The organism is Agrobacterium sp. ST15.16.055, from assembly GCF_027956555.1.
Taxonomy (GTDB): Bacteria; Pseudomonadota; Alphaproteobacteria; order Rhizobiales; family Rhizobiaceae; genus Agrobacterium; species Agrobacterium salinitolerans.
The window spans coordinates 17,025-40,375 of sequence record NZ_JAQKGN010000012.1; the positions used below are offsets into that span (position 1 = coordinate 17,025).

21 protein-coding genes and 1 riboswitch are annotated in these 23,351 nt (G+C 61.4%); of the genes, 15 read left to right on the plus strand and 6 right to left on the minus strand.

Going from position 1 to position 23,351, the window contains the following annotated elements:
* Positions 1 to 26 precede the first annotated feature (26 nt).
* The gene (locus tag PL599_RS16685; RefSeq protein WP_137412356.1) at positions 27 to 1,304 is read left to right on the plus strand and encodes an L-fuconate dehydratase; all 1,278 of its coding nucleotides are present in this window, start codon (positions 27 to 29) and stop codon (positions 1,302 to 1,304) included.
* On the opposite strand, the gene cobD is transcribed toward PL599_RS16685, so the two are convergent.
* Positions 1,286 to 2,332, minus strand: coding sequence for a threonine-phosphate decarboxylase CobD (gene cobD / locus PL599_RS16690; protein ID WP_077983656.1), 1,047 nt, complete (start codon positions 2,330 to 2,332; stop codon positions 1,286 to 1,288). The two genes, PL599_RS16685 and cobD, sit on opposite strands and share 19 nt — an antisense overlap.
* Between cobD and cbiB the strand changes: the two genes are divergently transcribed.
* Entirely contained in the window at positions 2,331 to 3,296 is a 966-nt protein-coding gene (cbiB, locus tag PL599_RS16695; protein ID WP_142912899.1) for an adenosylcobinamide-phosphate synthase CbiB, read from the plus strand. The two genes, cobD and cbiB, sit on opposite strands and share 2 nt — an antisense overlap.
* Here the strand turns inward: cbiB and PL599_RS16700 are convergent.
* Positions 3,283 to 4,740, minus strand: a complete 1,458-nt coding sequence (locus PL599_RS16700) for a cobyric acid synthase (RefSeq protein ID WP_271359351.1) — start codon at positions 4,738 to 4,740, stop codon at positions 3,283 to 3,285. The genes cbiB and PL599_RS16700 overlap by 14 nt on opposite strands.
* A gap of 1 nt (position 4,741) precedes the next feature.
* Positions 4,742 to 5,359: a cob(I)yrinic acid a,c-diamide adenosyltransferase gene (cobO, locus tag PL599_RS16705; RefSeq protein ID WP_137412352.1), complete on the minus strand. Its 618-nt coding sequence runs from the start codon at positions 5,357 to 5,359 to the stop codon at positions 4,742 to 4,744.
* Positions 5,360 to 5,492: 133 nt separating this feature from the next.
* Positions 5,493 to 5,707: riboswitch (cobalamin riboswitch) on the plus strand.
* Between the two features lie 120 nt (positions 5,708 to 5,827).
* On the opposite strand from cobO, the gene PL599_RS16710 reads away from it, so the two are divergent.
* The 7 genes from PL599_RS16710 to PL599_RS16740 are packed head-to-tail and all read left to right on the plus strand — an operon-like array spanning position 5,828 to position 14,146.
* Positions 5,828 to 6,253 carry a DUF1636 family protein gene (locus PL599_RS16710; RefSeq protein ID WP_269824781.1) on the plus strand — a complete coding sequence of 142 codons (426 nt, stop codon included), beginning with the start codon at positions 5,828 to 5,830 and terminating at the stop codon, positions 6,251 to 6,253.
* Entirely contained in the window at positions 6,250 to 7,287 is a 1,038-nt protein-coding gene (gene cobW, locus PL599_RS16715) for a cobalamin biosynthesis protein CobW (protein ID WP_077983652.1), read from the plus strand. Before PL599_RS16710 ends, cobW begins: the two co-directional genes overlap by 4 nt.
* Before the next feature lie 2 nt (positions 7,288 to 7,289).
* A complete protein-coding gene (gene cobN, locus PL599_RS16720; protein WP_271359353.1) occupies positions 7,290 to 10,640 on the plus strand; it encodes a cobaltochelatase subunit CobN in 3,351 nt (1,116 codons plus the stop codon).
* Entirely contained in the window at positions 10,640 to 11,992 is a 1,353-nt protein-coding gene (gene cobG / locus PL599_RS16725; protein WP_269824820.1) for a precorrin-3B synthase, read from the plus strand. Before cobN ends, cobG begins: the two co-directional genes overlap by 1 nt.
* A complete protein-coding gene (locus tag PL599_RS16730) occupies positions 11,992 to 12,624 on the plus strand; it encodes a precorrin-8X methylmutase (protein ID WP_137412348.1) in 633 nt (210 codons plus the stop codon). The genes cobG and PL599_RS16730 overlap by 1 nt, the downstream gene beginning before the upstream one ends.
* Positions 12,621 to 13,388: a precorrin-2 C(20)-methyltransferase gene (locus PL599_RS16735; RefSeq protein ID WP_142912903.1), complete on the plus strand. Its 768-nt coding sequence runs from the start codon at positions 12,621 to 12,623 to the stop codon at positions 13,386 to 13,388. Before PL599_RS16730 ends, PL599_RS16735 begins: the two co-directional genes overlap by 4 nt.
* Positions 13,385 to 14,146 (plus strand): precorrin-3B C(17)-methyltransferase, encoded by a 762-nt coding sequence (locus tag PL599_RS16740; protein WP_142912904.1) that lies wholly within the window; start codon positions 13,385 to 13,387, stop codon positions 14,144 to 14,146. The genes PL599_RS16735 and PL599_RS16740 overlap by 4 nt, the downstream gene beginning before the upstream one ends.
* Here PL599_RS16740 and PL599_RS16745 read toward each other — a convergent pair.
* Positions 14,113 to 14,895, minus strand: a complete 783-nt coding sequence (locus tag PL599_RS16745) for a cobalt-precorrin-6A reductase (protein ID WP_137412346.1) — start codon at positions 14,893 to 14,895, stop codon at positions 14,113 to 14,115. The two genes, PL599_RS16740 and PL599_RS16745, sit on opposite strands and share 34 nt — an antisense overlap.
* On the opposite strand from PL599_RS16745, the gene cbiE reads away from it, so the two are divergent.
* From cbiE to cobM, 3 genes are read left to right on the plus strand one after another with little or no spacing between them, the layout of a single operon-like run.
* Entirely contained in the window at positions 14,894 to 16,171 is a 1,278-nt protein-coding gene (gene cbiE, locus PL599_RS16750; protein WP_269824783.1) for a precorrin-6y C5,15-methyltransferase (decarboxylating) subunit CbiE, read from the plus strand. The genes PL599_RS16745 and cbiE overlap by 2 nt on opposite strands.
* Positions 16,165 to 16,581 carry a cobalamin biosynthesis protein gene (locus PL599_RS16755; protein ID WP_162520514.1) on the plus strand — a complete coding sequence of 139 codons (417 nt, stop codon included), beginning with the start codon at positions 16,165 to 16,167 and terminating at the stop codon, positions 16,579 to 16,581. The genes cbiE and PL599_RS16755 overlap by 7 nt, the downstream gene beginning before the upstream one ends.
* Positions 16,581 to 17,354 (plus strand): precorrin-4 C(11)-methyltransferase, encoded by a 774-nt coding sequence (cobM, locus tag PL599_RS16760; protein WP_077983643.1) that lies wholly within the window; start codon positions 16,581 to 16,583, stop codon positions 17,352 to 17,354. Before PL599_RS16755 ends, cobM begins: the two co-directional genes overlap by 1 nt.
* Here cobM and PL599_RS16765 read toward each other — a convergent pair.
* Positions 17,309 to 18,439, minus strand: a complete 1,131-nt coding sequence (locus PL599_RS16765) for a cobalt-precorrin-5B (C(1))-methyltransferase (RefSeq protein WP_269824784.1) — start codon at positions 18,437 to 18,439, stop codon at positions 17,309 to 17,311. The genes cobM and PL599_RS16765 overlap by 46 nt on opposite strands.
* A gap of 57 nt (positions 18,440 to 18,496) precedes the next feature.
* Here PL599_RS16765 and cobA point away from each other — a divergent pair, with 57 nt between their 5' ends.
* The 3 genes from cobA to PL599_RS16780 all read left to right on the plus strand — a co-directional run bounded on the left by cobA (position 18,497) and on the right by PL599_RS16780 (position 22,070).
* Positions 18,497 to 19,285 carry a uroporphyrinogen-III C-methyltransferase gene (gene cobA / locus PL599_RS16770; protein ID WP_269824785.1) on the plus strand — a complete coding sequence of 263 codons (789 nt, stop codon included), beginning with the start codon at positions 18,497 to 18,499 and terminating at the stop codon, positions 19,283 to 19,285.
* Positions 19,282 to 20,598: a cobyrinate a,c-diamide synthase gene (locus PL599_RS16775; protein ID WP_269824786.1), complete on the plus strand. Its 1,317-nt coding sequence runs from the start codon at positions 19,282 to 19,284 to the stop codon at positions 20,596 to 20,598. Before cobA ends, PL599_RS16775 begins: the two co-directional genes overlap by 4 nt.
* A gap of 221 nt (positions 20,599 to 20,819) precedes the next feature.
* Positions 20,820 to 22,070 carry a cytochrome-c peroxidase gene (locus PL599_RS16780; RefSeq protein ID WP_269824787.1) on the plus strand — a complete coding sequence of 417 codons (1,251 nt, stop codon included), beginning with the start codon at positions 20,820 to 20,822 and terminating at the stop codon, positions 22,068 to 22,070.
* On the opposite strand, the gene leuB is transcribed toward PL599_RS16780, so the two are convergent.
* A complete protein-coding gene (leuB, locus tag PL599_RS16785) occupies positions 22,051 to 23,163 on the minus strand; it encodes a 3-isopropylmalate dehydrogenase (RefSeq protein ID WP_271359354.1) in 1,113 nt (370 codons plus the stop codon). The genes PL599_RS16780 and leuB overlap by 20 nt on opposite strands.
* Positions 23,164 to 23,351 lie beyond the last annotated feature (188 nt).

Consider the following 23,351-nt stretch of genomic DNA (forward strand, 5'->3'; position numbering starts at 1 on the left):
TTGACACTGACCGCGAGTGAACGGCCATGACCAAAATTACTGATCTGCGTGTTTTCGACCTGCGTTTTCCGACGTCCCAAAGTCTCGACGGCTCGGACGCGATGAACCCCGACCCGGATTATTCGGCGGCTTATGTCATTCTCGATACCGATGAGCCGGGTCTTAAAGGCCACGGGCTGACCTTCACCATCGGTCGCGGCAATGACATCTGCTGCATGGCCATCGAAGCGATGCGTCATCTGGTGGTTGGCACCGATCTTGCCACCGTCACCGAGAACCCCGGCAAATATTGGCGACATCTGACGAGCGACAGCCAGTTGCGCTGGATCGGCCCGGACAAGGGCGCGATGCATCTCGCCACCGGCGCCGTTGTGAATGCGGTATGGGATTTGCTGGCCAAGAAGGCCGGCAAGCCGGTGTGGCAGCTCGTTGCCGATATGAGCCCGGAAGAAATTGCCGATATCGTCGATTACCGCTATCTGACCGACGTGCTGACCCGGGACGAAGCGCTTGCGATCCTCAAAAAAGCCGAAAGCGGCAAGAAGGAACGTATCGAGACGCTGAAGAACGAAGGGTATGCCTGCTACACCACGTCGGCCGGCTGGCTGGGTTACGACGACGCCAAGCTGCGTCGTCTTTGCCAGGAAGCCATCGATGCCGGATTCAACCATGTGAAGATGAAGGTTGGCCGCGATCTGGAAGACGATATTCGCCGTCTTACCATTGCCCGTGAGGTGATCGGTCCCGACCGTTACCTGATGATTGATGCCAATCAGGTCTGGGAAGTCGATCAGGCCATCGAGTGGGTCAACAAGCTTGCCTTCTGCAACCCCTTCTTCATTGAAGAGCCGACGAGCCCGGACGACGTCGCCGGCCATCGCAAGATCCGCGCGGCCATCGGTCCGGTTAAGGTGGCGACGGGTGAAATGTGTCAGAACCGTATCATGTTCAAGCAGTTCATCGCCGAGGGCGCCATCGATGTGGTGCAGATCGACAGCTGCCGCATGGGCGGTCTGAACGAGGTGCTGGCGGTGCTGCTGATCGCCGCCAAATACAATCTGCCGGTCTGGCCGCATGCCGGTGGCGTCGGCCTCTGCGAATATGTGCAGCATCTGTCGATGATCGACTATCTCGTGGTATCTGGCACGAAGGAAGGCCGCGTGATCGAATATGTCGACCACCTGCACGAGCATTTCATCGAACCCTGCGATATCAGAAACGCCGCTTACATGCCGCCGAAATTGCCGGGCTTCTCCATCGAAATGAAGCCGGAGTCGATTGAGACCTACACCTTCGAGGAATAGTCAAAGGATGACAGCGCCTCCTCAAAGCGCTGCCACTCCGTTTCGCTACCGGGAAGGCCGAAACGCATGTCGTTCGGCCTCTCATCAAAAATGCGGACCAGAATGCCGTGTCGGCCAAGATGGCTGGACAGGTTTGTGGTGCGGGGATCCCGCACCAGAGTAAACAGCGACGTGCCGCCGGCAATTGCCAGCCCCGCTTTTTCCAGCATGGCGTTCATGCGCCGGGCGTCTTCGGCAAGGTGCAGACGCATGGACGATTGCCATTCCCCGTCCGCCAGAGCCTGCGTCGCGATATGCAGCGCCGGGCCGGAAACCGCCCAGGGGCCGAGCCTTGCCTCCAGTTCAGCAGCGATATCGGGCTGCGCAATCGCGAAACCCAGCCGAACGCCTGCCATGCCGTAAAATTTACCGAAAGAGCGCAGGATGACCAGTGCATCCTGACAGGCGGCATTTGCGAGGCTTTCGGCACCTCCTGTCTCGATGAAGGCTTCGTCCACGACGAGCAGCCCACCCTTGCGGCGCATGGCGGCGGCCAGCGACAACAAGGCGGTGCGATCCGTGATGCGGCCATCGGGATTATTGGGATTGACCACGACGCCATAGTCATGAGCCGACATCGCGCTGATGTTTTCCGCCTCGGTCACAGCCAGTCCGGCCATGCGTGCGGTTCGGGCATGTTCCGCATAGGCGGGGGAAAGGACGGCGCCGCTTTTTGCCCCGCGGGCGATAGCGATCTGAGCCAGTAATGGCATCAGCATCTGCGTGCCGGGGGAAAGCGCTACATGCCGGGCGGAAGGCGCATTGAAATGCGTTGCCGCCAGACTTTTCAATTCTTCGGCGGCGTCCGGTTCCGGCAGGCGGGCGAATGCGCTGGCGGGGATCGGCGAATGCGGGTAGGAGTGCGGATTGATCCCAGTCGAAAGGTCGATCCACGGTTCAGGCGCTTCAGGAAACAGCAGACGCGCCCTGCCGAGATTGCCACCGTGACGGATCGCAGCTTTCGCCTTTTCTGGTACTGTTTCGCCCATGTTTTTTGCTCTCGCTTTCCTGTCGCTCGTGATCGAACGCCTGACCGGCTATCCGGAATGGCTGTTCAAACGCATCGGCCATCCCGTCACCTGGATCGGTTCGCTTATCGCGCTGCTGGACAAAAAATGGAACCGGGAGAGTGCGTCATTTTCACAGCGCAAGGGAGCCGGTGTCGCGGCTCTCCTCGTTTTCGTCGGGCTGACGCTGCTTGTTGCGTGGTTTGCGCAATCCACCCTGCTTTTTCTGCCCTTCGGCATTTTACTGGTTGCTGTGCTGGGAGCTTCGCTTCCGGCGCAGAAAAGTCTTGAGCAGCATGTGGAGGCTGTCGCCATTGCTCTGGAGCGTGAGGGTGTGAAAGGCGGCCGCAAGGCGGTATCGATGATCGTCGGGCGGGATCCTCAAAAGCTGGACGAAGCGGCGATCTGCCGGGCGGCGGTTGAAAGTCTGGCCGAAAATTTTTCCGACGGCATCGTCGCTCCCGCCTTCTGGCTCGGCATCCTGGGCCTGCCGGGCGGCGCGGCTTACAAGGCGATCAATACGGCTGACAGCATGATCGGCCATCGCTCACCCCGCCATGAGGCCTTCGGCTGGGCCTCCGCCCGGCTGGACGATCTGGTCAATCTGCCGGCCTCACGGTTGAGCGGCGGTCTTTTCGTGGTTGCCGCGTTTTTTGTTAAGGGCGCATCACCCGGCAGGGCTATGGCTGCGATACGTCGCGATGCCCATCATCACCGTTCTCCCAACGCTGGCTGGCCGGAGGCGGCGTTGGCCGGTGCTCTCGGCTTTGCGCTCGCAGGGCCGCGCTCCTATGGCGGTCAGATGATCGAGGCGCGTTTCATGGGTGAAGGTGGCAGGGCGGCGCTGGTTGCCGGCGATATTCGCAGGGCGCTGCGGCTTGTGCGGATTGCCGACCTGCTATTGATCGGCCTGTTCGGACTTCTGGCGATCCTTATCGCGCTATAGCAAGCAGACGGTCGAGATCGAGGTGCTGTTCCATATGTGCAGCGAGACGGTCGAGAACCGTATGCACCTGCTCATCATAGTTCAGCTCCGTGCCCTGCCCGCCGAGACGTTCCAGCCACGCGCTCCGCTGGCTGTTATCCGCGAAGAGGCCGTGAATATAGGTGCCGAAGACGCGACCGTCGGGTGAAATGCTTCCATCGCTATGCCCGTCGATCGTCGAAAACGCCAGATTGCCCGCTGCTCCCGTGGTTTCCCCGACATGCATTTCGTAGCCGGATAAACCAATACCATCAAAGCTCACGCCTTGAACGGAAACCAGCCTTTTGTCGCCCGTCAAAACCGTGTCGACATCAAGCAGACCGAGCCCATCGACAGTTGTGGGCGATCCCTCGATGCCGTCAGGATCGGCAACGGTTTTTCCGAGCATCTGGTATCCGCCGCAAAGGCCGAGAACGTAGCCGCCGCGCCGCATATGCGCCTTTATATCGATGTCTAGGCCCGCATCTTTCAGCACGGCAAGATCGGCGATGGTGGCTTTCGATCCGCAAAGCAGCACCAGCCGGCAATCGGCCGGAATGGTTTCGCCCGGCCGCACGCGGATCAGTTCGACATCCGGTTCCATATCCAGCGGATCGAGATCGTCGAAATTGGAAATATGCGGCAGGATCGGCACGGCGATGCGGATCTTTGCGCCAGGCTTCTGTTGGGCGGGGCCGGAGAGCCCCAGCGCATCTTCCGCCGGCAGTTTGGCGGCATCTGAGAAATGTGGCAGAAGCCCGATAGAAGCCCAGCCGGTCTGTTCCCTAATTATCCGCATGCCGTCTGAAAACAGGGCCGGATCACCGCGAAAGCGATTGACGATGAAACCTTCGATCATCGCCGCGTCTTCAGCTTCGAGTACGGCTTTCGTGCCGACGAGGCTGGCGATGACGCCGCCCCGGTCGATATCGCCGATCAGGATCACAGGCGCGTCCGCAGCTCTGGCAAAACCCATATTGGCGATGTCATTGGTACGCAGGTTGATTTCGGAGGCGCTGCCCGCCCCTTCCACCAGCACCAGATCGGCCCGTTGTTTCAGGCGGTTGAAGCTTTCGAGCACGCGCGGCATCAGCCCGGCCTTCATGTGCTGATAATCGGCCGCCCTGGCATTGCCGGCGATCTTGCCCTGCACCACCACCTGTGCGCCGGTCTCGCTCTGCGGCTTCAGGAGCACCGGGTTCATGTGCACGGAAAGCGGCACGCCCGCCGCCCGTGCCTGCAGCGCCTGTGCGCGGCCGATCTCGCCGCCATCGGCGGTCACGGCCGCATTGTTTGACATGTTCTGCGGCTTGAACGGCATGACGGACAGGCCGCGCCGGGTGAAGGCACGGGCAAGGCCTGCCACCATCAGCGATTTACCGACATCCGAGCCGGTTCCCTGAAACATCAGCACGCGTGCAGCCATGTCAGAATTCTATCCCCGCCTGCGCTTTTACGCCGGCCTTGAAGTGATGTTTCACGAGGGTCATTTCCGTCACCATATCGGCCGCGTCGATGAGCGGTTGCTTGGCGTTGCGGCCGGTAACGATGACGTGCAGATCGGGCCTTCGGCTGGATAGCGTTTCGACCACCTCCTCCAGTGGCAGGTAATCGTAACGGAGCGCGATGTTCAGCTCATCGAGGATCAGCAGGCCGACGGTCTCGTCGGCCATCAGGACCTTGGCTTCTTCCCAGGCCTTTGCCGCCGCCGCGACGTCGCGCTTCAAATCCTGCGTGTCCCAGGTGAACCCTTCGCCCATGGTGCGCCACACCACCCTGTCGCCGAACAAATTCAGCGCCTGCTGTTCTCCCGTCGACCATGCACCCTTGATGAATTGCACCACGCCGACCCGCCGCCCAGTGCCGAGCATGCGCAGGGCAAGGCCGAAAGCGGCGGTGGATTTGCCCTTGCCCGGGCCGGTATTGATCATCAGCAGACCTTTTTCGATGGTCTTTTCCGCAACCTCGGCGTCCTGCACCGTTTTGCGGTTGACCATTTTCTGCCGGTGACGTTCGGCTTCGCTGTCGCTGATGTCACGTGTCATCGCGTTTTCCTTTTCATCCAGCGGCGTGGGACCCGGTGCCCCGCCATTCGGAGCGGCGACTATACCCAATTTGCCGCACCCGGCAATGTGCGGGCCACAGGGTCGCGGCATTGACCCCCACGCCCGTTCAGCCTAAGGGTAACGGACTGACGGTCTTTTCCCGGCAACGGGAAAAGCTAAGAGGGAACACGGTTCCAACCCGATTACCGGGTCATTCCGTGGCTGCCCCCGCAACTGTAAGCGGTAAGCCCGCACCGTAAAGCCACTGGACGCCTTAACGGGTTCGGGAAGGCGGTGTCAGGATGTAAAGCCGCGAGCCAGGAGACCTGCCGTTTCAGGAAAAACGTCTGCCGGGCGGGGTGCTCCGGTCAGTCGGTTAGATCGAACACCCGGCTTGCGTCTGTCCGCATGCCGTATTCGGCATCCGCACCCCCGAGATTTTTTGTAAGGCGCGGGAAACGATACGGTTTGGATATTTCAGCGACATCTTCATGTGCAGGCGGAAACACGCAGAACGAAACAGCGTCCGGCGTGACCGTCTTCGTTTGCAGAAGCTGCCGCGATGAAACCGATCCCAATGCCGAACCGCGCCCCGGTTTACGTCTCGCCGATGCCGTCATCGCAAAGGCGCAGGAAACCGGTGTCACCGTTCGCTCCGTCAACTGCCTCGCCAATTGCAAGCGCGGGCTTAGCGCCGTGCTGCGCAGCGCCAATGGCTGGTCCTATGTCTTCGGCGGGCTGACGACCGGTGATGCGGAAGATTTGCTGACCGGTGCGCAGCTGCTGGCGGCCGCCCCCGATGGTCTGATGCCCTGGCGCGGCCGCCCCGAACCCTTAAAGCGCGGCATGGTGGCGCGCATTCCCCCATTCGATTTTACCGAGGAGAGATCATGAGCACCCTTCTGGACCGCGTTCCCTGCACCATCGTTACCGGCTTTCTGGGGGCCGGCAAAACCACGCTGCTGCGCGGTCTTCTCGAAAAGCTGGACGGCAAGCGGCTGGCGATCATCGTCAACGAATTCGGCGATATTGGCATCGATGGCGAGATTCTCAAAGGTTGCGGTATTGAAAGCTGCCCGGAAGAAAACATCGTCGAACTGGCTAATGGCTGCATCTGCTGCACGGTGGCGGATGATTTCCAGCCCGCCATCGAACAGATTCTGAGCCGCCAGCCGAAGGTGGAACATATCCTCATCGAGACCTCGGGCCTTGCCCTGCCGAAGCCCTTGGTGCAGGCCTTCCAATGGCCGGCGATCAAGAGCCGTGTGACGGTGGACGCCGTCGTAGCCGTAGTGGATGGCGCCGCCCTTGCCGAGGGTCAGGTGGCGCACGACATGGAAGCGCTCGCCACCCAACGGGCAAATGACGAGGCGCTCGATCACGATGACCCGGTCGAAGAGGTTTTCGAGGATCAGGTCGCCTGTGCCGATCTTATCGTGCTGACCAAGGCCGATCTGCTGGATGACGCCGGTCTGGACAAGGCCAAGGCGCATGTTCTCGAACATCTGCCGAAGGCGGCAAAGATCGTTGTGGCCTCCAATGGCGCCATCGACCCCGCCGTGCTGATCGGTCTTGGCCTTGCGGTGGAAGAGGATATCGAAAACCGCCGCACCCACCACGATGGCGAACTCGACCACGAGCATGACGATTTCGACAGCTTCGTCATCGATCTGCCGACTGTTACCGATCCGGAAGCGCTGGCGGCCCGTATCGCCAAGACGGCTGCTGCCGAAAATGTCCTGCGCATCAAGGGCTTCATCGAAATTGCCGCGAAGCCGATGCGCCTGCAGGTGCAGGCTGTCGGCAGCCGAGTCAACCATTATTACGACCGGCCCTGGGCTGCGGGTGAGGAACGCCGCAGCCGCCTCGTCGTCATCGGCGAAAAGGGCATCAACCGCGAAAAGATCGAACAGATGCTGGCCGCCTAACGATGCACATCCTCGCTACCACATCCTCGTCTCTGGACGATCTGATCGAGCCGGTTGATCTCAACCAGCCCCGGTCTGATGTGGTGATACTGTCTTTTTCGGCAAGCGATCTTGCCGGGCTGGAACAGGCCTGGCGGCGAACAGGGGGGGCGCTCCCCTCCCTGTCAGCCGCCAACCTCTCCGAGCTTCGGCATCCCATGTCGGTCGATCTCTGGGTCGAAAAGACGGCGGAACATGCCAAGGTTATTCTTATCCGGATTCTCGGCGGCGCGGAACGCTGGCGTTACGGCGTCGATCAGCTTTCCATTCTTGCGCACGGGCGTGGCATCAAGCTTCTGCTTTTGCCGGGTGAGTGCAGCGAAAGGGACGAGAAACTGGAAGCGGCCTCGACCGTCGATCGGCGGATTTTGGCCTCGGTCCTCTCCTTCTTCCGTGAGGGTGGGCAAGAGAATATGGATCGGCTTGCCCTTGGTCTCGCCGCTCTTGCAAGGGCCGAGGCATGGCCGGATATCGAAGCCGAGCCGCTACCAAAAGCCGGTTTCTACCGGCCCGGCAGGGGCGTTGTGGATAGGGCGGAAGCCTGCGCGGGTTTTCCCGAAGGTGTGCCCGTTCTGCCCATTCTGTTTTACCGCTCCATGCTTCTGGCGGCAGATGCCGCACCGGTGGACGCGCTTTTTAAGGCGCTCTCGCAGCGCGGCTTTGCGCCATTGCCGATTTTTGTCAGTGGTCTGAAGGATGGCGAGGCGATCCGTTTCCTCGAAACGGCGCTGCCCGATCTGAAGCCCGCCGCCATCATTGCCGCCACCGCCTTCGCCAGTCAGACTGATGATGACGGGGCAACCTTGTTTGACCGGATGGGCGTTCCGGTGTTTCAGGTGGTGATGGCGACGACGCGGAGGGACGGATGGGCGGAAAATGCGCGCGGTCTCAATCCTTCCGATCTCGCCATGCATGTCGTCCTGCCGGAGCTGGATGGCCGGATTCTCGTCGGTGCGATCTCATTCAAACAGGCGCGTGTGGATGGCGGCGCGAGTTTGCTCAATGTACCCGAGGCTGATCGCATCGAGCAGGCTGCAAATCGCATCGCCGCTTTCCTGCGGCTGCGGAATGCCGCTCCACGGGATCGGCGGATCGTTATTCTGATGCCGGACTATCCCGGTGCGGCGCCCGGGCGAACCGGTTATGCCGTCGGTCTCGATGTGCCGCAAAGCGTTCTCGAAATGATGCAGGATCTCGCCGGGGCAGGCTATACGGTCGAGGATATTCCTGAGACTGCGCGGGCGTTGCTCGCCTGCGTCGAACAACAGGAAGCGGCAATTGATCTTTCCACCTACGAGTTTTTTTTCTCCGCCTTGCCGTCGGCATCTGCCGCATCCGTGAACGCGACATGGGGCGCGGCAATCGATGACGACGCATTCGTCGATGGCGCGTTCCGGTTCCGCGCCGCACGTTTCGGCGAAGTGTTCGTGGCGCTCGCGCCGGACCGGGGCCGCAATGAGGATCGTCGGGTGGACTACCACGACCCCGCCCTGCCGCCACGTCACGCGCTTGTTGCCTTCGGCGCATGGATGCAGCGGATTGCGGGTGCGCATGCCATCGTGCATGTGGGCGCGCATGGAACGCTGGAATGGCTGCCCGGAAAGACGGTAGCGCTTTCCTGCAATTGTTTTCCCGAAATTGTCACCGGCTCACTGCCGGTGGTCTATCCGTTCATCGTTTCCAATCCGGGCGAGGCGGCGGTCGCCAAGCGGCGCATCGCGGCCGTGACCATCGGCCATGTTCCGCCAGTACTCGTGAATGCCGGGCTTTCGCCGGAGCAGTCGGCGCTGGAGCAACTGGTCGATGAATATGCGCAGGCGGATGGGTTGGATCGCCGCCGGCGTGACCGGCTGGCGAAACTGATCGTTGAAAAGGCGCTGGAGACCGGGCTTGCGGCGGAAGCGGGCGTGGTGGAGAAAGATGATCCAGATGCGGCGCTGTCGCGCATCGATGCTTTTCTCTGCGACCTCAAGGATTTTGCGATCAAGGACGGCCAGCATGTTTTTGGCCGCAGTGCCGAGGGTGAGACCGACCTTCTGAGGCTTGAAAGCGCCAAATCGGAAAAAGCCGCCCTGATTGCCGCGCTCAATGGCCTGCATATCGTTCCCGGCCCTTCCGGCGCACCTGCGCGCGGGCGGCTCGATGTGCTGCCCACTGGTCGCAACCTTTATGCCGCCGATCCCCGTACCATGCCGACGCCGACGGCATTTGAACTCGGCAAAATGGCAGCTGAAGAAGTATTGCGCCATCATCTACAGAGCCATGGCGACTGGCCGAAGCACCTGGTCTTCGATTTCTGGGGCAGCGCCAGCCTGCGCAATGGCGGTGAGGATGTGGCGCAGGCGCTGCATCTGATGGGGACAAGGCCGATGCATGACCCCGCTACCGGTCGTGTCACCGGTATCGAGGTTTTGCCGCCCGCCAGCCTCGGGCGACCGCGTGTTGATGTGACGTTCCGCATCTCCGGGCTGTTCCGCGACATGTTTCCGGCGCTGATCGCGCTTCTCGACGCCGCCACCAAAGCCGTCGCGCGCAGGGATGAAGCGCCGGGCGACAATCCGCTTGCGGAGGAGGCCGCAGCGCTCGGGCATATCCCGGCGCGCATCTTCGGTTCTGCGCCCGGCACCTATGGCGCGGGTATCGAGGAAAAGCTGGCGGGCGGTACCTGGGAGGAACGCGAGGAGCTGGGGCGGGCATATCTCGAGGCTGCAAACCATGCTTTTGGCGGCGCCGATGGACTCGACATCGTTGAGGATGCCGGCTTTACCGAACTTGTGCGCCGGGCCGATCTTCTCGTTCATACCGGCGATGATCCCGGTCGGGATTTGCTCGACGGTTCGTCTGATGTCGCCTTCATTGGCGGTTTTTCCGCTGCGAAGGCTGCGCTCGGGGATATTGCCGATATCGTTGCCTTGGATACGACCGATCCGGCCCGCCCGCGTGCGCGGACGATCTCGCAGGCGCTGACGCGTGTGGTGCGGGCACGCGCCGTCAACCCGCGCTTCATCGCCGGCCAGATGCGGCATGGGCCGCGCGGTGCCGCGGAACTGCTTGAAACCGTTGACCGCCTGATCGGATTTGCGGAGACGACGCATGTCGTGTCCTCATCTCTGATCGAATGCCTCTACGACGCCTATTTGGGCGACGAGGCCGTGCGCGACTTTCTTCTGCGGGAAAACCCGACAGCGGCGCGGGTGATGGCCGAACGCTTTTTATCCGCGCGCCGTCGCGGGTTGTGGCATAGCCGCCGCAACGCGGTTGATGCCGAACTGGAAATGCTGATCCTGCCGTTTTCCGAAAGGAGAAAGGCGTGATGGCCGTTGCCGCCGAAACCGTTCAGCCGTTTGGCCGCCGTGGCGTCTGCCCCGCCCTTTCCGCCCCCATGCGGACAGGCGACGGGTTTTTGTCGCGAATTGCTTTTGAGGCTGATATATCGCCGCGCGAGATGGTGGCGCTTTGCCATCTTGCTGAGCGGCATGGCAACGGATTGATCGACATCACCGCCCGCGGCGGGGTGCAGTTTCGCGGTCTGACGCCCGACAGTGCGATTGCGCTGGAGAAGGAGGTACTGGCGCTGGACCTGCCGCTTCGTCACGGACTTGCGATAGAGACCTCGCCTCTCGCCGGTCGGGATGATACGGAAATTGCCGATGCCCGCCCGCTTGCCGCAGCAATTCGGCGAGAAGCCGGCAGGCTTCGACTTCATGAAAAACTCGCCGCCAAGATGTCGGTCGTCATTGATGGTGGCGGTCGCCTGTCTCTGGATGGTTTGCTGGCCGATATTCGCCTGAAGGCGGCGTCTCTGGGTGGCAGAACCCTTTGGCAATTGATGCTTGGCGGGCCGCAGCCGAAGGCGCTTAGGGCAGGGTTGATAGAGACGCACGCGGCGCCGGATATAGTTGTCTCTCTGCTCGTCCATCTGGCTGCTCAAGGACCGCTTGCCCGCGGCCGCGATCTGGATGTTGCAACGACGAGGTCGATCTGCGGAGATCGTCTGCTGGCTGGAGAGATTGCCGATGAACTTACGGACACGTCTCTGCCATTGGGGCTGATGACGACGGGAGAGGATTGCTTTGCTGTCGGCATCGCACCTGCTTTCGGGCAACTCCCGGCTTCCGATCTGGCGAAGCTCTGCGAGCAGGCCGATGCGCTCGGTATCGAAACGTTGCGGCCATCGCCAAACCATAGCCTGCTATTATTCGGTCCTTCTGCGGTCTGCCGCGATTTGCTTGCGGTGGCGGGCGAGACGGGTGTTATCACTGCTTTCGGGGACGCGCGCTCTTCCGTTGCCGTGTGCTCGGGCGCGCCACGTTGTGGGTCGGCCTTCTTTGCCACCCATGAGTTGGCCGCCTTTGCGGCTGAAGAATGCCCTTCCCTGCTGGATGGCTCTTTCACGCTTCATATTTCCGGCTGTGGCAAGGGATGTGCCCATCCAGGACCGGCGCTTCTGACGTTTTCCGGCACCGCTGAAGGCCTGGCATTTTCTATTTCGGGCCGCGCCGGCGACGCGCCCAATGGCATTTTACCTTTTCAGCATCGCAGGACGGCGCTTTCGCGGCTTGCCCGTCTTTACGAAAAAGAACATAAGCCCGGAGAAAACGCTGCCACCTTTCTTGTCCGTCTGGGCACGGGAGTAATCGGCGCGGCGCTTCGACAGGATGACTGATGACCGACTATGACTATATTCGCGATGGCAATGCGATCTATGAACGCTCCTTCGCCATCATCCGTGAAGAAGCGGATCTGTCCGCCTTCAGCGATGAACAGGCAGATATCGCCATTCGTATGATCCATGCCTGTGGCCAGGTGGAGGCGGCAAGCCACTTCCGCTTTTCGCCCGATTTCGTTGGCGCTGCGCGTTCCGCCCTCCTCGCTGGCAAGCCTATCCTCTGCGATGCTGAGATGGTGGCGCATGGCGTGACGCGCGCGCGCCTTCCGGCCGGCAATGAGGTTATCTGCACCCTTCGCGATGCTCGCACGCCCGATATTGCGAAACGGATAGGCAACACACGGTCCGCCGCCGCCCTTGATCTGTGGGCGGACAAGCTGGATGGCGCGCTTGTCGCGATCGGCAATGCACCAACCGCCTTGTTCTATCTCCTCGAAATACTGGAAAAAGGCGATGCCCGCCCGGCGGCCATCATTGGCATGCCCGTTGGCTTTGTGGGTGCGGCGGAATCGAAAGACGCCCTGGAGGCAAGTTCGCTCGCTATTCCCTACGCCATCGTCAAGGGGCGTCTCGGCGGCTCGGCCATGACCGCCGCTGCGATCAACGCGGTTGCGAGGGCGGGCCTTTGAGCGCGGCACTCCTTGAACATCCCAAGGGCAAGCTTGTTGGCGTCGGCACCGGTCCCGGCGATCCGGAGCTTTTGACGCTGAAAGCCGTGCGTGCCATCGAAAGTGCCGATGTTCTCGCCTTCTTCTGCAAGAAGGGAAGCAGCGGCAACGGTCGCGGTATTGTCGAAGCCTTCATTCGTCCGGGCACGCTGGAAATGCCGCTGGTTTACCCGGTAACCGTCGAAAGCGACAAAAACGGCGATGAATACAAAGATGCCATCGCGGGTTTTTTCGATCAGTCGGCGAAGGATATTGCCGTGCATCTCGAGGCTGGGCGAAATGTTGCCGTGCTCTCCGAAGGCGATCCGCTGTTTTATGGCTCCTATATGCACCTGCATCTGCGGTTGGCGCCGTCTTATCCCGCCGAGGTCGTGGCTGGCATCACCGCCATGTCGGGATGCTGGTCCATGGCTGGCCTGCCGCTGGTGCAAGGCGACGATATTTTAAGCGTGCTTCCCGGTACACTTGGAGAAGATGTTTTGACGGACCGCCTTTCCGGGACGGATGGGGCGGTCATCATGAAGGTCGGGCGCAACCTGCCGAAAATCCGCCGGGCGCTGGAAAAGGCTGGCAAGCTTGAAGACGCGCTTTATGTCGAGCGCGGCACCATGGCCAACAGCCATGCGGTGCGGCTTGTCGATCGCGATGCGTCGCCTGCTCCATATTTTTCGCTGGTTCTGGTTCCTGGCTGGAAAACAAGACCCTTGGCTGGTGAAAAGTCATGACGGGCAGGCTCGTCGTCGTCGGTCTTGGCCCGGGCAGTCAGGCCCAGATAACGCCGGAAGCGCTCGCTGCCGTTGAAGCTTCGGACGATTTTTTCGGTTATTTCCCTTACATTGACCGGCTGTCGCTTCGGCCGGACCAGCGTCGCCACGCTTCGGACAATCGCGAGGAGATTTCCCGCGCCGAGCAGGCTCTGCGGCTTGCAGCTTCCGGCGGCAAGGTGTGCGTGGTGTCCGGCGGCGATCCCGGCGTTTTCGCCATGGCGGCGGCAGTTTGCGAGGCGATCGAAAGCGGCCCCGCCGAATGGCGCGATATCGATTTCTCCTTCGTGCCGGGTGTGACAGCCATGCTGGCGGTCGCTGCGAGAGCCGGCGCGCCGCTTGGCCATGATTTCTGCGCCATTTCGCTATCGGATAATCTGAAACCCTGGGGCATCATTGAAAAACGGCTGATCGCGGCGGCAGAAGCAGGCTTTGTAATGGCGTTCTATAATCCCGTCAGCAGGGCACGGCCGCACCAGCTCGGGACCGCTTTTGATCTGTTGCGGGCGCATTTGCCCGGTTCGGTGCCGGTGATCTTCGGTCGCGCGGCAGGCCGGACGGATGAGCGTATCCGGGTTGTGCCTCTTTCGGAAGCTTCGAGCGATATGGCGGATATGGCTACCTGCATCATCGTCGGCTCGGTTGAAACCCGTCTGATTGAACGTTCCGGCAAGGAACCGCTGGTTTATTCGCCGCGTTTTTCGAGAAGAGAGAGCTGATGGCGAATGGCGGTGAGCGCAGCGGCAATGTCCGGCACCGTCACGTCATTCAGGGGCGCGTCGTTTTGCTGTCGCGGCCGGTCGATCATGATGACCGGAAGGCCGAGCCGTCGCGCCGCTTCGATCTTACCATAGCTCGCGCTGCCACCGGAGTTTTTCGAGACCACCGTCTCGATGCGGTTTTCGTCCAGCATGCGGATTTCGTCGTCCAGCGCAAAGGGGCCGCGTGCGGTAATATAGCGCGCATGCGGCAGTTTCAGTGGCGGCTCCACCGGGTCGACGCTGCGGATGAGATAGTTGTGCTGGGGCGCGGTTTCGAAAGGAAGAAGCTCCTGCCGTCCCAAAGCCAGAAACACGCGTCTGCCTTCGCTGCCGAGCGCGGCGACAGCCTGTTCGACAGTGTCGACATCATGCCACCTGTCACCCGGCTGGCGCTGCCAGGCAGGACGCGAAAGGACGACCAGCGGAACTCTGGCGAGCCGCGCCGCCTCAATGGCATTGGCGGAAATTTTCGCCGCATAGGGATGGGTGGCGTCCACGAGAATATCGAAATCCCCGGTGCGAATGAAATCCGCAAGACCGCTAGCTCCACCGAAGCCGCCACTACGCATCGGCACTGGCTGTTCCACCGGCGAGAGCGTCCTGCCGGCCATGGAGAGGAGAATACGGTCGCAGGATTCCTGCGCCAGCCTGCCCGCCAGTATCCGGGCATCCGCCGTGCCGCCAAGGATGAGTATGGAGCGTGTCATGACGTCTGAATATTCCGGAACGGGCCAGGCTTCCACAAAAAATGAGGCTTCCACCGAAAAGAAAGAAAAGCCGTGGCTCTCCATCGTCGGCATAGGTGAGGACGGGCTGCAAGGGCTGGGCAGCAAGGCAATTGAGGCAATTGAAGCGGCCGAAGTGGTTTTTGGCGGCAAACGCCATCTGGAGTTGGCGGCCGCGGCCATTCGCGGTGACGCCCAGCGCTGGCCGGTGCCCTTTGACACCGAGATGAGCGATGTCGTGGCGCTGCGTGGCAGGCGCGTTTGTGTGCTGGCGTCAGGCGATCCGTTTTTTTACGGCGTCGGCGTCACGCTTTTGCGGCAAATCGAGGCGGACGAGACAGTTTGTCATCCCTCGCCCTCCGCCTTTTCGCTTGCCGCCTCGCGGCTTGGCTGGGCGCTGCAATCAACCGAGTGCGTGTCGTTGCATGGCCGTTCCGTCGATCTTCTGCGCCCGCATCTCCATGGGGGTGCGCGCATCATCGCCCTGACGTCTGACGCGCATGCGCCGGCTTTGATTGCAAATCTGCTGTCTGATCTCGGTTTAGGCCAGTCGGAATTCATTTTGCTCGAAGCCCTGGGCGGAAAGCGGGAGAGGCGGCGGCAGGTCAGGGCGGCCGATTTCTCGTTTGAAGACATCGACCCGCTGAATGTGGTGGGGATTGACGTCGTCGCGGCCGATGGCGCCCGCGTTCTGCCTTTCACATGTGGGCTTGATGACAGCCTGTTCGAACATGACGGGCAGATCACCAAACGTGAAATCCGCGCCGTGACACTTTCCTCTCTTGGCCCACGGCGGGGCGAGTTGCTGTGGGATGTCGGTGCCGGTTCGGGTTCGATCGGCATAGAGTGGATGCTGTCGCACCACTCGCTCCGCGCCATCGCCATAGAACAACACCCGGAAAGGGCGGAGCGTATCGCTCGCAATGCCGAAGCTTTCGGTGTTCCGGCGCTTGAGGTCATGATCGGCGCGGCCCCTGCGGCTTTCGAAGGCTTGGCCAAGCCGGATGCGATTTTCATTGGCGGCGGCGGCAGTGAAGACGGTGTGCTTGAGGGGGCTATGGAGGCCCTGAAACCCGGCGGGCGGCTGGTCGCCAATGCGGTGACGCTGGAAATGGAGGCCATTCTGCTTGCCGCCCATGCGCGGCACGGCGGATCGATGATCCGTCTGGATGTGTCGCGGGTGGCGGCTGTCGGTTCCATGTCGGGCTGGCGTCCGGCAATGCCGGTGACGCAATGGAGCTGGACCAAGCCATGGTGACCGTGGCTGGCATAGGTTGTCGCAGAGGCACGGGTCCCGCTGCTGTCATTGCCGCCGTGCGTGCCGCAGAACGTGCTTTTGACGTGACGGCGGAATGCCTGGCGACCGCGCCGCTCAAAGCCGGTGAAGCCGGTCTTTTGGAAGCGGCGAAAAGCCTGTCGCTGTCGCTTGAAATCGTATCGCAGGAACGGCTCGAGGCGGTTGCTTCGAAAACAATGACATTTTCACAGGCGAGCCTTGATCATGCCGGCTCGCCAAGTGTGAGCGAAGCGGCGGCGCTTGCCGCCGCCGGAGAGAATGCAAGGCTGGTTGCGCCGCGTCTTGTGGTTGACGATGTCACGGTGGCCATCGCAACGACTGACGACGCCCCGCAGAAAAGCAGCAGCGCCATCGAACATGGAGAACAATAATGACGGTTCATTTCATTGGCGCCGGTCCGGGCGCCGCCGATCTCATTACGGTGCGCGGGCGCGATCTTGTCGCCGCCTGCCCGGTGTGCCTTTATGCCGGCTCGCTGGTTCCGAAAGCGCTCATTGAATATTGTCCTCCGGGCGCCCGCATCGTCGATACGGCCGCGCTTTCATTGGATGAGATCGAGGCGGAATTTGTGGCCGCAGCGGAGGCCGGAAAGGATGTGGCGCGGCTGCATTCCGGCGACCTTTCCGTCTGGAGCGCCATGGGCGAGCAGATTCGCCGTCTGGAGCGGCTGGGTCTGGATTATACCGTCACCCCGGGCGTGCCGTCCTTTGCCGCCGCCGCCGCCACTTTGCAGCGGGAACTGACTGTGCCGGAAGTGGCGCAGAGCCTTGTGCTGACCCGCATTTCCGGGCGCGCATCGAAGATGCCGGAGGGTGAGACGCTGAAGGCTTTCGGTGCGACGGGCGCAACGCTCGCCGTCCATCTCGCCATTCATGCCATCGGCAAGGTGGTGGAAGAGCTGACGCCGCTTTACGGTTCGGATTGCCCGGTCGCCATCGTCGTTCGCGCGTCCTGGCCGGATGAGCGGGTTATCAGAGGAACGCTGTTCGACATTGAGGACAAGCTCGCAGCCGAACCGGTGGAGCGGACGGCCCTGATCTTCGTCGGACGTGGGCTTGCCTCGACTGATTTTCGTGAAAGCGCGCTTTATAGCACCGACTATGTTCGGCGGTTCCGGTCTCCGAAGGAAGACGCGAAAGGCTGATGCGACGGCGTGGAGGCGGTGCGGCCCTTGAGCGCGCCCTGACGATCGAACACCAGAATATCGAGCGCAATGGCCGGCATCTTCAGCGCTGCCGCTGCGGTTACCCAGGCTTTTTCAGCAACGACCGCACCGAGATCTATCTTGGCGCTTTCGGCCAGCTCAAAGGCGTGCGCGACCATGTTGGCCTGACGGATGGCAATGGCGAGATTTTCATTTCCTCCGGCTTCCCGCGCCAATGCCGCCAGCGCATCGAGATCGGCCAATCCCTTTTTGGAGTGCACGTCGAGCATTCCCTGGGCGAGCTTAGTCATCTTGGCGACGCCGCCCGCGATCGTCACCCGCTCGACCGGATGGCTGCGCAGGTATTTCAGCATGCCGCCGATGAAATCGCCCATGTCGATAAGCGCGGTTTCCGGAAGATCGTAAAGCGCCTGCCCGGCTTTTTCGGAGGTGTTGCCGGTAGCGCCCAGCACATGGGTGCAGCCGGTGGCGCGCGCCACATCGATGCCGCGCCAGATCGAATGAATCCACGCCGAGCAGGAAAACGGAATGACGATGCCGGTGGTGCCGAGGATAGAAATACCGCCGACGATGCCGAGCCTGCCGTTCAGGGTTCTTTCCGCCAGTTTCTCGCCATCGCGGACGGAAATCTCGACCTCGAAATCGGTACTTTCTCCGGCCACCTCGCGAATGGCCGTTTCGATCATCTTGCGCGGCACGGGATTGATGGCGGGTTCTCCCGGCGGCAGGGGCAGGCCCGGCCGGGTGATGGTGCCCACGCCCTTCCCGGCCTTGAAGATGATACCGCTTCCCGGTTGACCTCGTCTGACCGTGCTTTCGATCAGCGCGCCATGGGTGACGTCGGGATCGTCACCCGCATCCTTGACGACACCGGCGCGGGCGAAATTATCACCCTTGTCCTCGATGGCGAGGGAAAATGCGGGCCTCGCGCCGCTTGGAAGTTCGACCTCGACAGGGTAAGGAAATTCGCCGGTCAAAAGGGCAGCGCAGGCCGCCTTCGTGGCGGCCGCCGCGCAGGTGCCCGTGGTCCAGCCGCGGCGAAGGGTCTTTCCATCCGTATCCATATAAATTTCTATAGCCGGGACGGCTTTTTCCGTCATCGTTAAAAAGCAGCCAAAAAAATGTCGATACCGCAGATTTTAAACAGCATCGCCGCAAAAGGTCCGGTCTTTGAGGCCGGTCACGTCTGGCTCGCGGGGGCCGGTCCGGGCGACGTGCGTTATCTGACGCTGGAAGTGGCGCTCGCGCTGTCTCAGGCCGATATCATCGTGCGCGATGCGCTGGTGAGCGACGATGTCGTTGCGCTTGGTCCGCAGGCAGAGATTGTTTTTGCGGGCAAAAGGGGTGGCAAGCCCTCCGCAACGCAGGATGACATTACCGCTTCGCTGATCGATTTCGCCGGCCAAGGCAAAAAGGTGCTGCGGCTGAAGGGCGGTGATCCCTTTATCTTCGGGCGTGGCGGGGAAGAGGCAGAGGCGCTTGTCCATGCTGGTATTCCGTTTCGCATATTGCCGGGCATGACCTCGTCGTTCACCGCGCTTGCTTCCGCCCGCATCCCCGCCACCATGCGTGGCATCAGCCGCGCCGTAACGCTGGCCACGGGCCACGCGGCGGGCACCGAAGAGGATCTTGACTGGCTGGCGCTGGCGAAAACACGCGAACCCATCGTCGTTTACATGGGGCTGAAGAACATCGGCACGATCGCCGGTGTTTTGATGCAGGGCGGCCGTTCCGGCGAAACGCCGGTCGCCGTCATCACGTCTGCGACGACGGCGCAGGAGCGGATTTTCATCGGCACTTTGGAAAGTATAGCTGACGATGCAATCAGGCAAAATTTCGAAGCGCCGGCTTTAATTGTTATCGGCGAGATTGTATCGATGCGGGCGCGACTTGGAGTTTCCGGCTCATGACAGCGCGGGCGATCATTATCGGCGCGCCGCGCTCGGGCTCCGGCAAGACCAGCGTGACTATCGGCCTGCTCCGAGCCTTTGCTCGACGGGGTATCAAGGTGCGCGGCATCAAGACGGGGCCGGATTATATCGATCCCGGTTTCCATGCCTTCGCCACCGGCACATCAGGCCTTAATCTGGATAGCTGGGCCATGCGGCCGGACTTGCTGCGGCATCTGTTTTCGCAGCAGGCCGATGGCGCGGAACTTGTTCTGATCGAAAGCGCCATGGGGTTGTTCGACGGTATTCCGGTTGCGGAGAATCGCACGGGTTCGGCGGCGGATCTGGCGCGGCTGTTCGGCATTCCCGTGTTGCTGGTGCTGGATGTGTCCGGCCAGTCGCAGACGGCTGCTGCCGTCGCCCATGGTTTTGCCCACTACGATCCGGCCGTTACCATGGCGGCGGCGGTGCTGAATAGGGCGGGCAGTGAAAGACACCGGACGCTGTGCACGGAAGCCATCGAAAAAATCGGCCTTCCCGTTGCCGGCTGCATACAGCGTGATCCTTCGCTCATCCTGCCCGAACGGCATCTGGGGCTGGTGCAGGCCAGCGAACATCCCGAAATCGATGCGCATATCGAACGGCTAGCGGATGTGATGGAAAAATCCATCGATCTAGACGCCCTGCTTTTTCTCGCCGCGCCGGTGAATGTGCCTTCTGGCTCTGTAGATACGGCGATTGCACCGCCCGGCCAGCGCATTGCGCTGGCGGAGGATGCGGCGTTCACTTTCCTTTATCCGCATCTCAGGAAGCATTGGCAGGCAGCCGGGGCCGAGATAGTGCCCTTCTCGCCGCTCGCGGATGAGGCGCCTGACGAAAGCTGCGATATCTGCTGGCTGCCGGGCGGATATCCCGAGCTTTTCGCCGGAAAACTTGCGGATGCGGCTGGTTTCAAGACAGGCCTTGCCCGCTTTGCTGCGACAAAGCCTGTTCATGGCGAGTGCGGCGGCTACATGGTGCTCGGCGAGGCGCTGGAAGATGCGGATGGTGTGACCCATGCCATGACCGGACTTCTGTCGCATGCCACCAGCTTTGCGGCGCGCAAAATGAATCTCGGCTATCGGCAGGCGACAATCGCCGCAAGCGGACCGCTCGGCACGGCGGGGGATGTTCTGCGCGGCCATGAATTCCATTATGCGCGGGTTACCGATCCCGGCCGCGATGAGCCCTTCGCCCAGATTGCTGACGGGCAGGGTCGTCCGCTCGGGCCATCGGGCGGCCGGAGAGGTCTTGTCTCGGGGACTTTTTTCCACGCCATCGCCAAAGGCGGTTGATCGTTTCCGGGTGTTGTCCGTGGACCTGCGGCAAAGTGGACAAAGCTGCGAAAGTTTGTAGGCTTGGCCCACAGGAAAGTGCTATAGATTTCTTTATAGGGCATGGAAGAGCGGAGGTGTCTGCCGTGATCCATGTTCGGTGAAGCCAGCCGGATCGAAAGCCGCTTCATACGTCCCGGTCCGAACCTGCCCTCGCGCATTTATATCGAGCGTGCCTATCGATGATGAAACCCGGATTTTTTGTCTCCGCTGCTTGTGCCGCATCCATTCTGCTGGCCCTCTTGGGCCCCGGTGTCGATGGTATGGCTGCCCACGGCGGTGAAGATTACGCAACGCTGGAAAAGCTCGGTGCGGCGCTATTCGACGATCCCAACCTTTCGATGAACCGCACCATGGCCTGTTCCACTTGCCATATGCAGGCTGCCGGTTTTTCCGATGCGCGGGAGAGCGACAAGGTCGGGCGGGACGTATCTGTCGGCGATGACGGCATTTCGCTGGGCGACCGCAACGCGCCGACTGCAGCTTATGCTAGGTTTACGCCGCCCTTCGGCAGGAATGCGGCGGGAGAGTATGTCGGCGGGCAGTTCTGGGATGGCCGCGCCTCCCTGCTTGAAGATCAGGCGGGCGGTCCGCCGCTCAACCCCCTCGAAATGGGCATGCCGGACAAGGCCTCGGTCGTCAAACGGCTCAGGGAAAACCCGGATTATGTCGCGGCTTTCGGCACGCAGTTCGGCAAGGATGTTTTTGAGAGCGACGAGATCGCCTATGCCGCAATGACCAAGGCGCTTGCGAGCTTCGAGCGCTCGGACGAGTTCTCCACCTTCGATTCCAAATATGACCGCTTCCTTCGCGGCGAGGAGAAGCTGACCGATCAGGAAGAGCTGGGCCGGGTCCTGATCTCCTCGACGCAATTCACCAATTGCAATACGTGCCATGAAATCCGTGGCGCCAAGGGTCTGGAAGACGGCCTCTTCACCAACCACAAATATTTCAACATCGGGGTTCCCGCCAATACCTCCGTCAGGGCTGTGAACGGCTCGAAGCCGGATGCTGTCGATCTCGGGCTGGCGCAGAACCCGGCCGTTGCCGGCGATGCCGCCCAGCGTGGCAAGTTCAAGGTGCCAACGCTGCGCAATGTCGCCGTCACCGGTCCTTACATGCATAATGGCGTGTTCAAGGATTTGCGCACGGTGGTGCTGTTTTACGTGAAATATAAAAGTAAGAAGCCGAGCCGCCAGATCAATCCGGAAACGGGCAAGACGTGGGATGCGCCGGAAGTGCCTGAAAATATCGCCATGGCGGAACTGACATCCGCGCCGGCGCTGGACGACAAGCGTGTGGACGCCATCGTCGCCTTTCTGAAGACTCTGACTGACAAAAGATATGAGCATCTTTTGCCGAAGGAAGATGGGCAGACGAACGCGCCGACTGCCCAGCCGGATTCGTCAGGCGTTACGCCGAAAGCGCCTTGAATTCGGCAAGAACCGCGTCGCCCATTTCGGAGGTACCGACCTGGCGGCTGCCCTCCGCCATGATGTCGGCGGTGCGGATGCCCTTGTCGAGCACGTTTGCGATCGCTGTTTCGAGCTTCGTTGCCTCATCCACCATGTTGAACGAATAACGCAGGCACATGGCGAAGGACGCGATCATGGCGATGGGGTTCGCGATGCCCTTGCCGGCAATGTCAGGGGCCGAGCCGTGGACCGGCTCATACATGGCCTTGCGCTTGCCGGTCTTGGCGTCAGGCGCGCCGAGCGAAGCGGACGGCAGCATGCCGAGCGAGCCGGTGAGCATGGCGGCGACGTCAGACAGCATGTCGCCGAAGAGGTTGTCGGTGACGATCACGTCGAACTGCTTGGGCTTGCGCACCAGCTGCATGCCGCCGGCATCGGCCAGCATATGCTCCAGCTGAACGTCCTTGTATTTCGCCGCGTGGGTTTCGGTGACCACCTGGTTCCACAACACGCCGGATTTCATGACGTTGCGCTTTTCCATCGAGCAGACGCGGTTATCGCGGGTGCGGGCCAGTTCGAAGGCGACGCTGGCGATACGCTCGATCTCGAAAGTGTCGTAGATCTGTGTGTCGATGCCGCGCTTCTGGCCGTTGCCGAGATCGATGATCTGCTTCGGCTCACCGAAATAAACGCCACCCGTCAATTCGCGAACGATAAGGATATCGAGACCTTCGACCAGTTCCGGCTTCAGCGAGGAAGCGGCGGCAAGTGCGGGGTAGCAGATGGCCGGGCGCAGATTGGCAAAAAGTTCGAGGTCCTTGCGCAGGCGCAGCAGACCCGCTTCCGGACGGTGCTCATAGGGAACGCCATCCCAGTTCGGGCCACCGACGGCGCCGAACAGGATCGCATCGGCGGCAAGCGCCTTTTCCATATCCGCATCGGAAATGGCCACGCCATGGGCGTCATGGGCCGAACCGCCGACGAGGCCTTCCGAAACGGTGAAGCCGGCATTGTGCGCGCTGTTCATATATTCGATCAGCTTGCGGACCTCGGCCATGGCCTCAGGGCCGATACCATCACCGGGCAGCAGGAAAAGCGAACGGACTGTCATGAGAACCCTCCTTGGGCGGCGCGCCGGAAAACATCACGAAGGGTTTTCGATGGCGGCGAGCGCGGCGTCAAACTCGTTCCGTCCTGCGCATGCCAAGTCGTATTGCAGCCGGACGGGATCGAGGGCTTCTTATCTCCGCCTCAAGGGCTTTTCAAGCAAAGCAAAAGCCGATCCGGTACGGTTTGGTA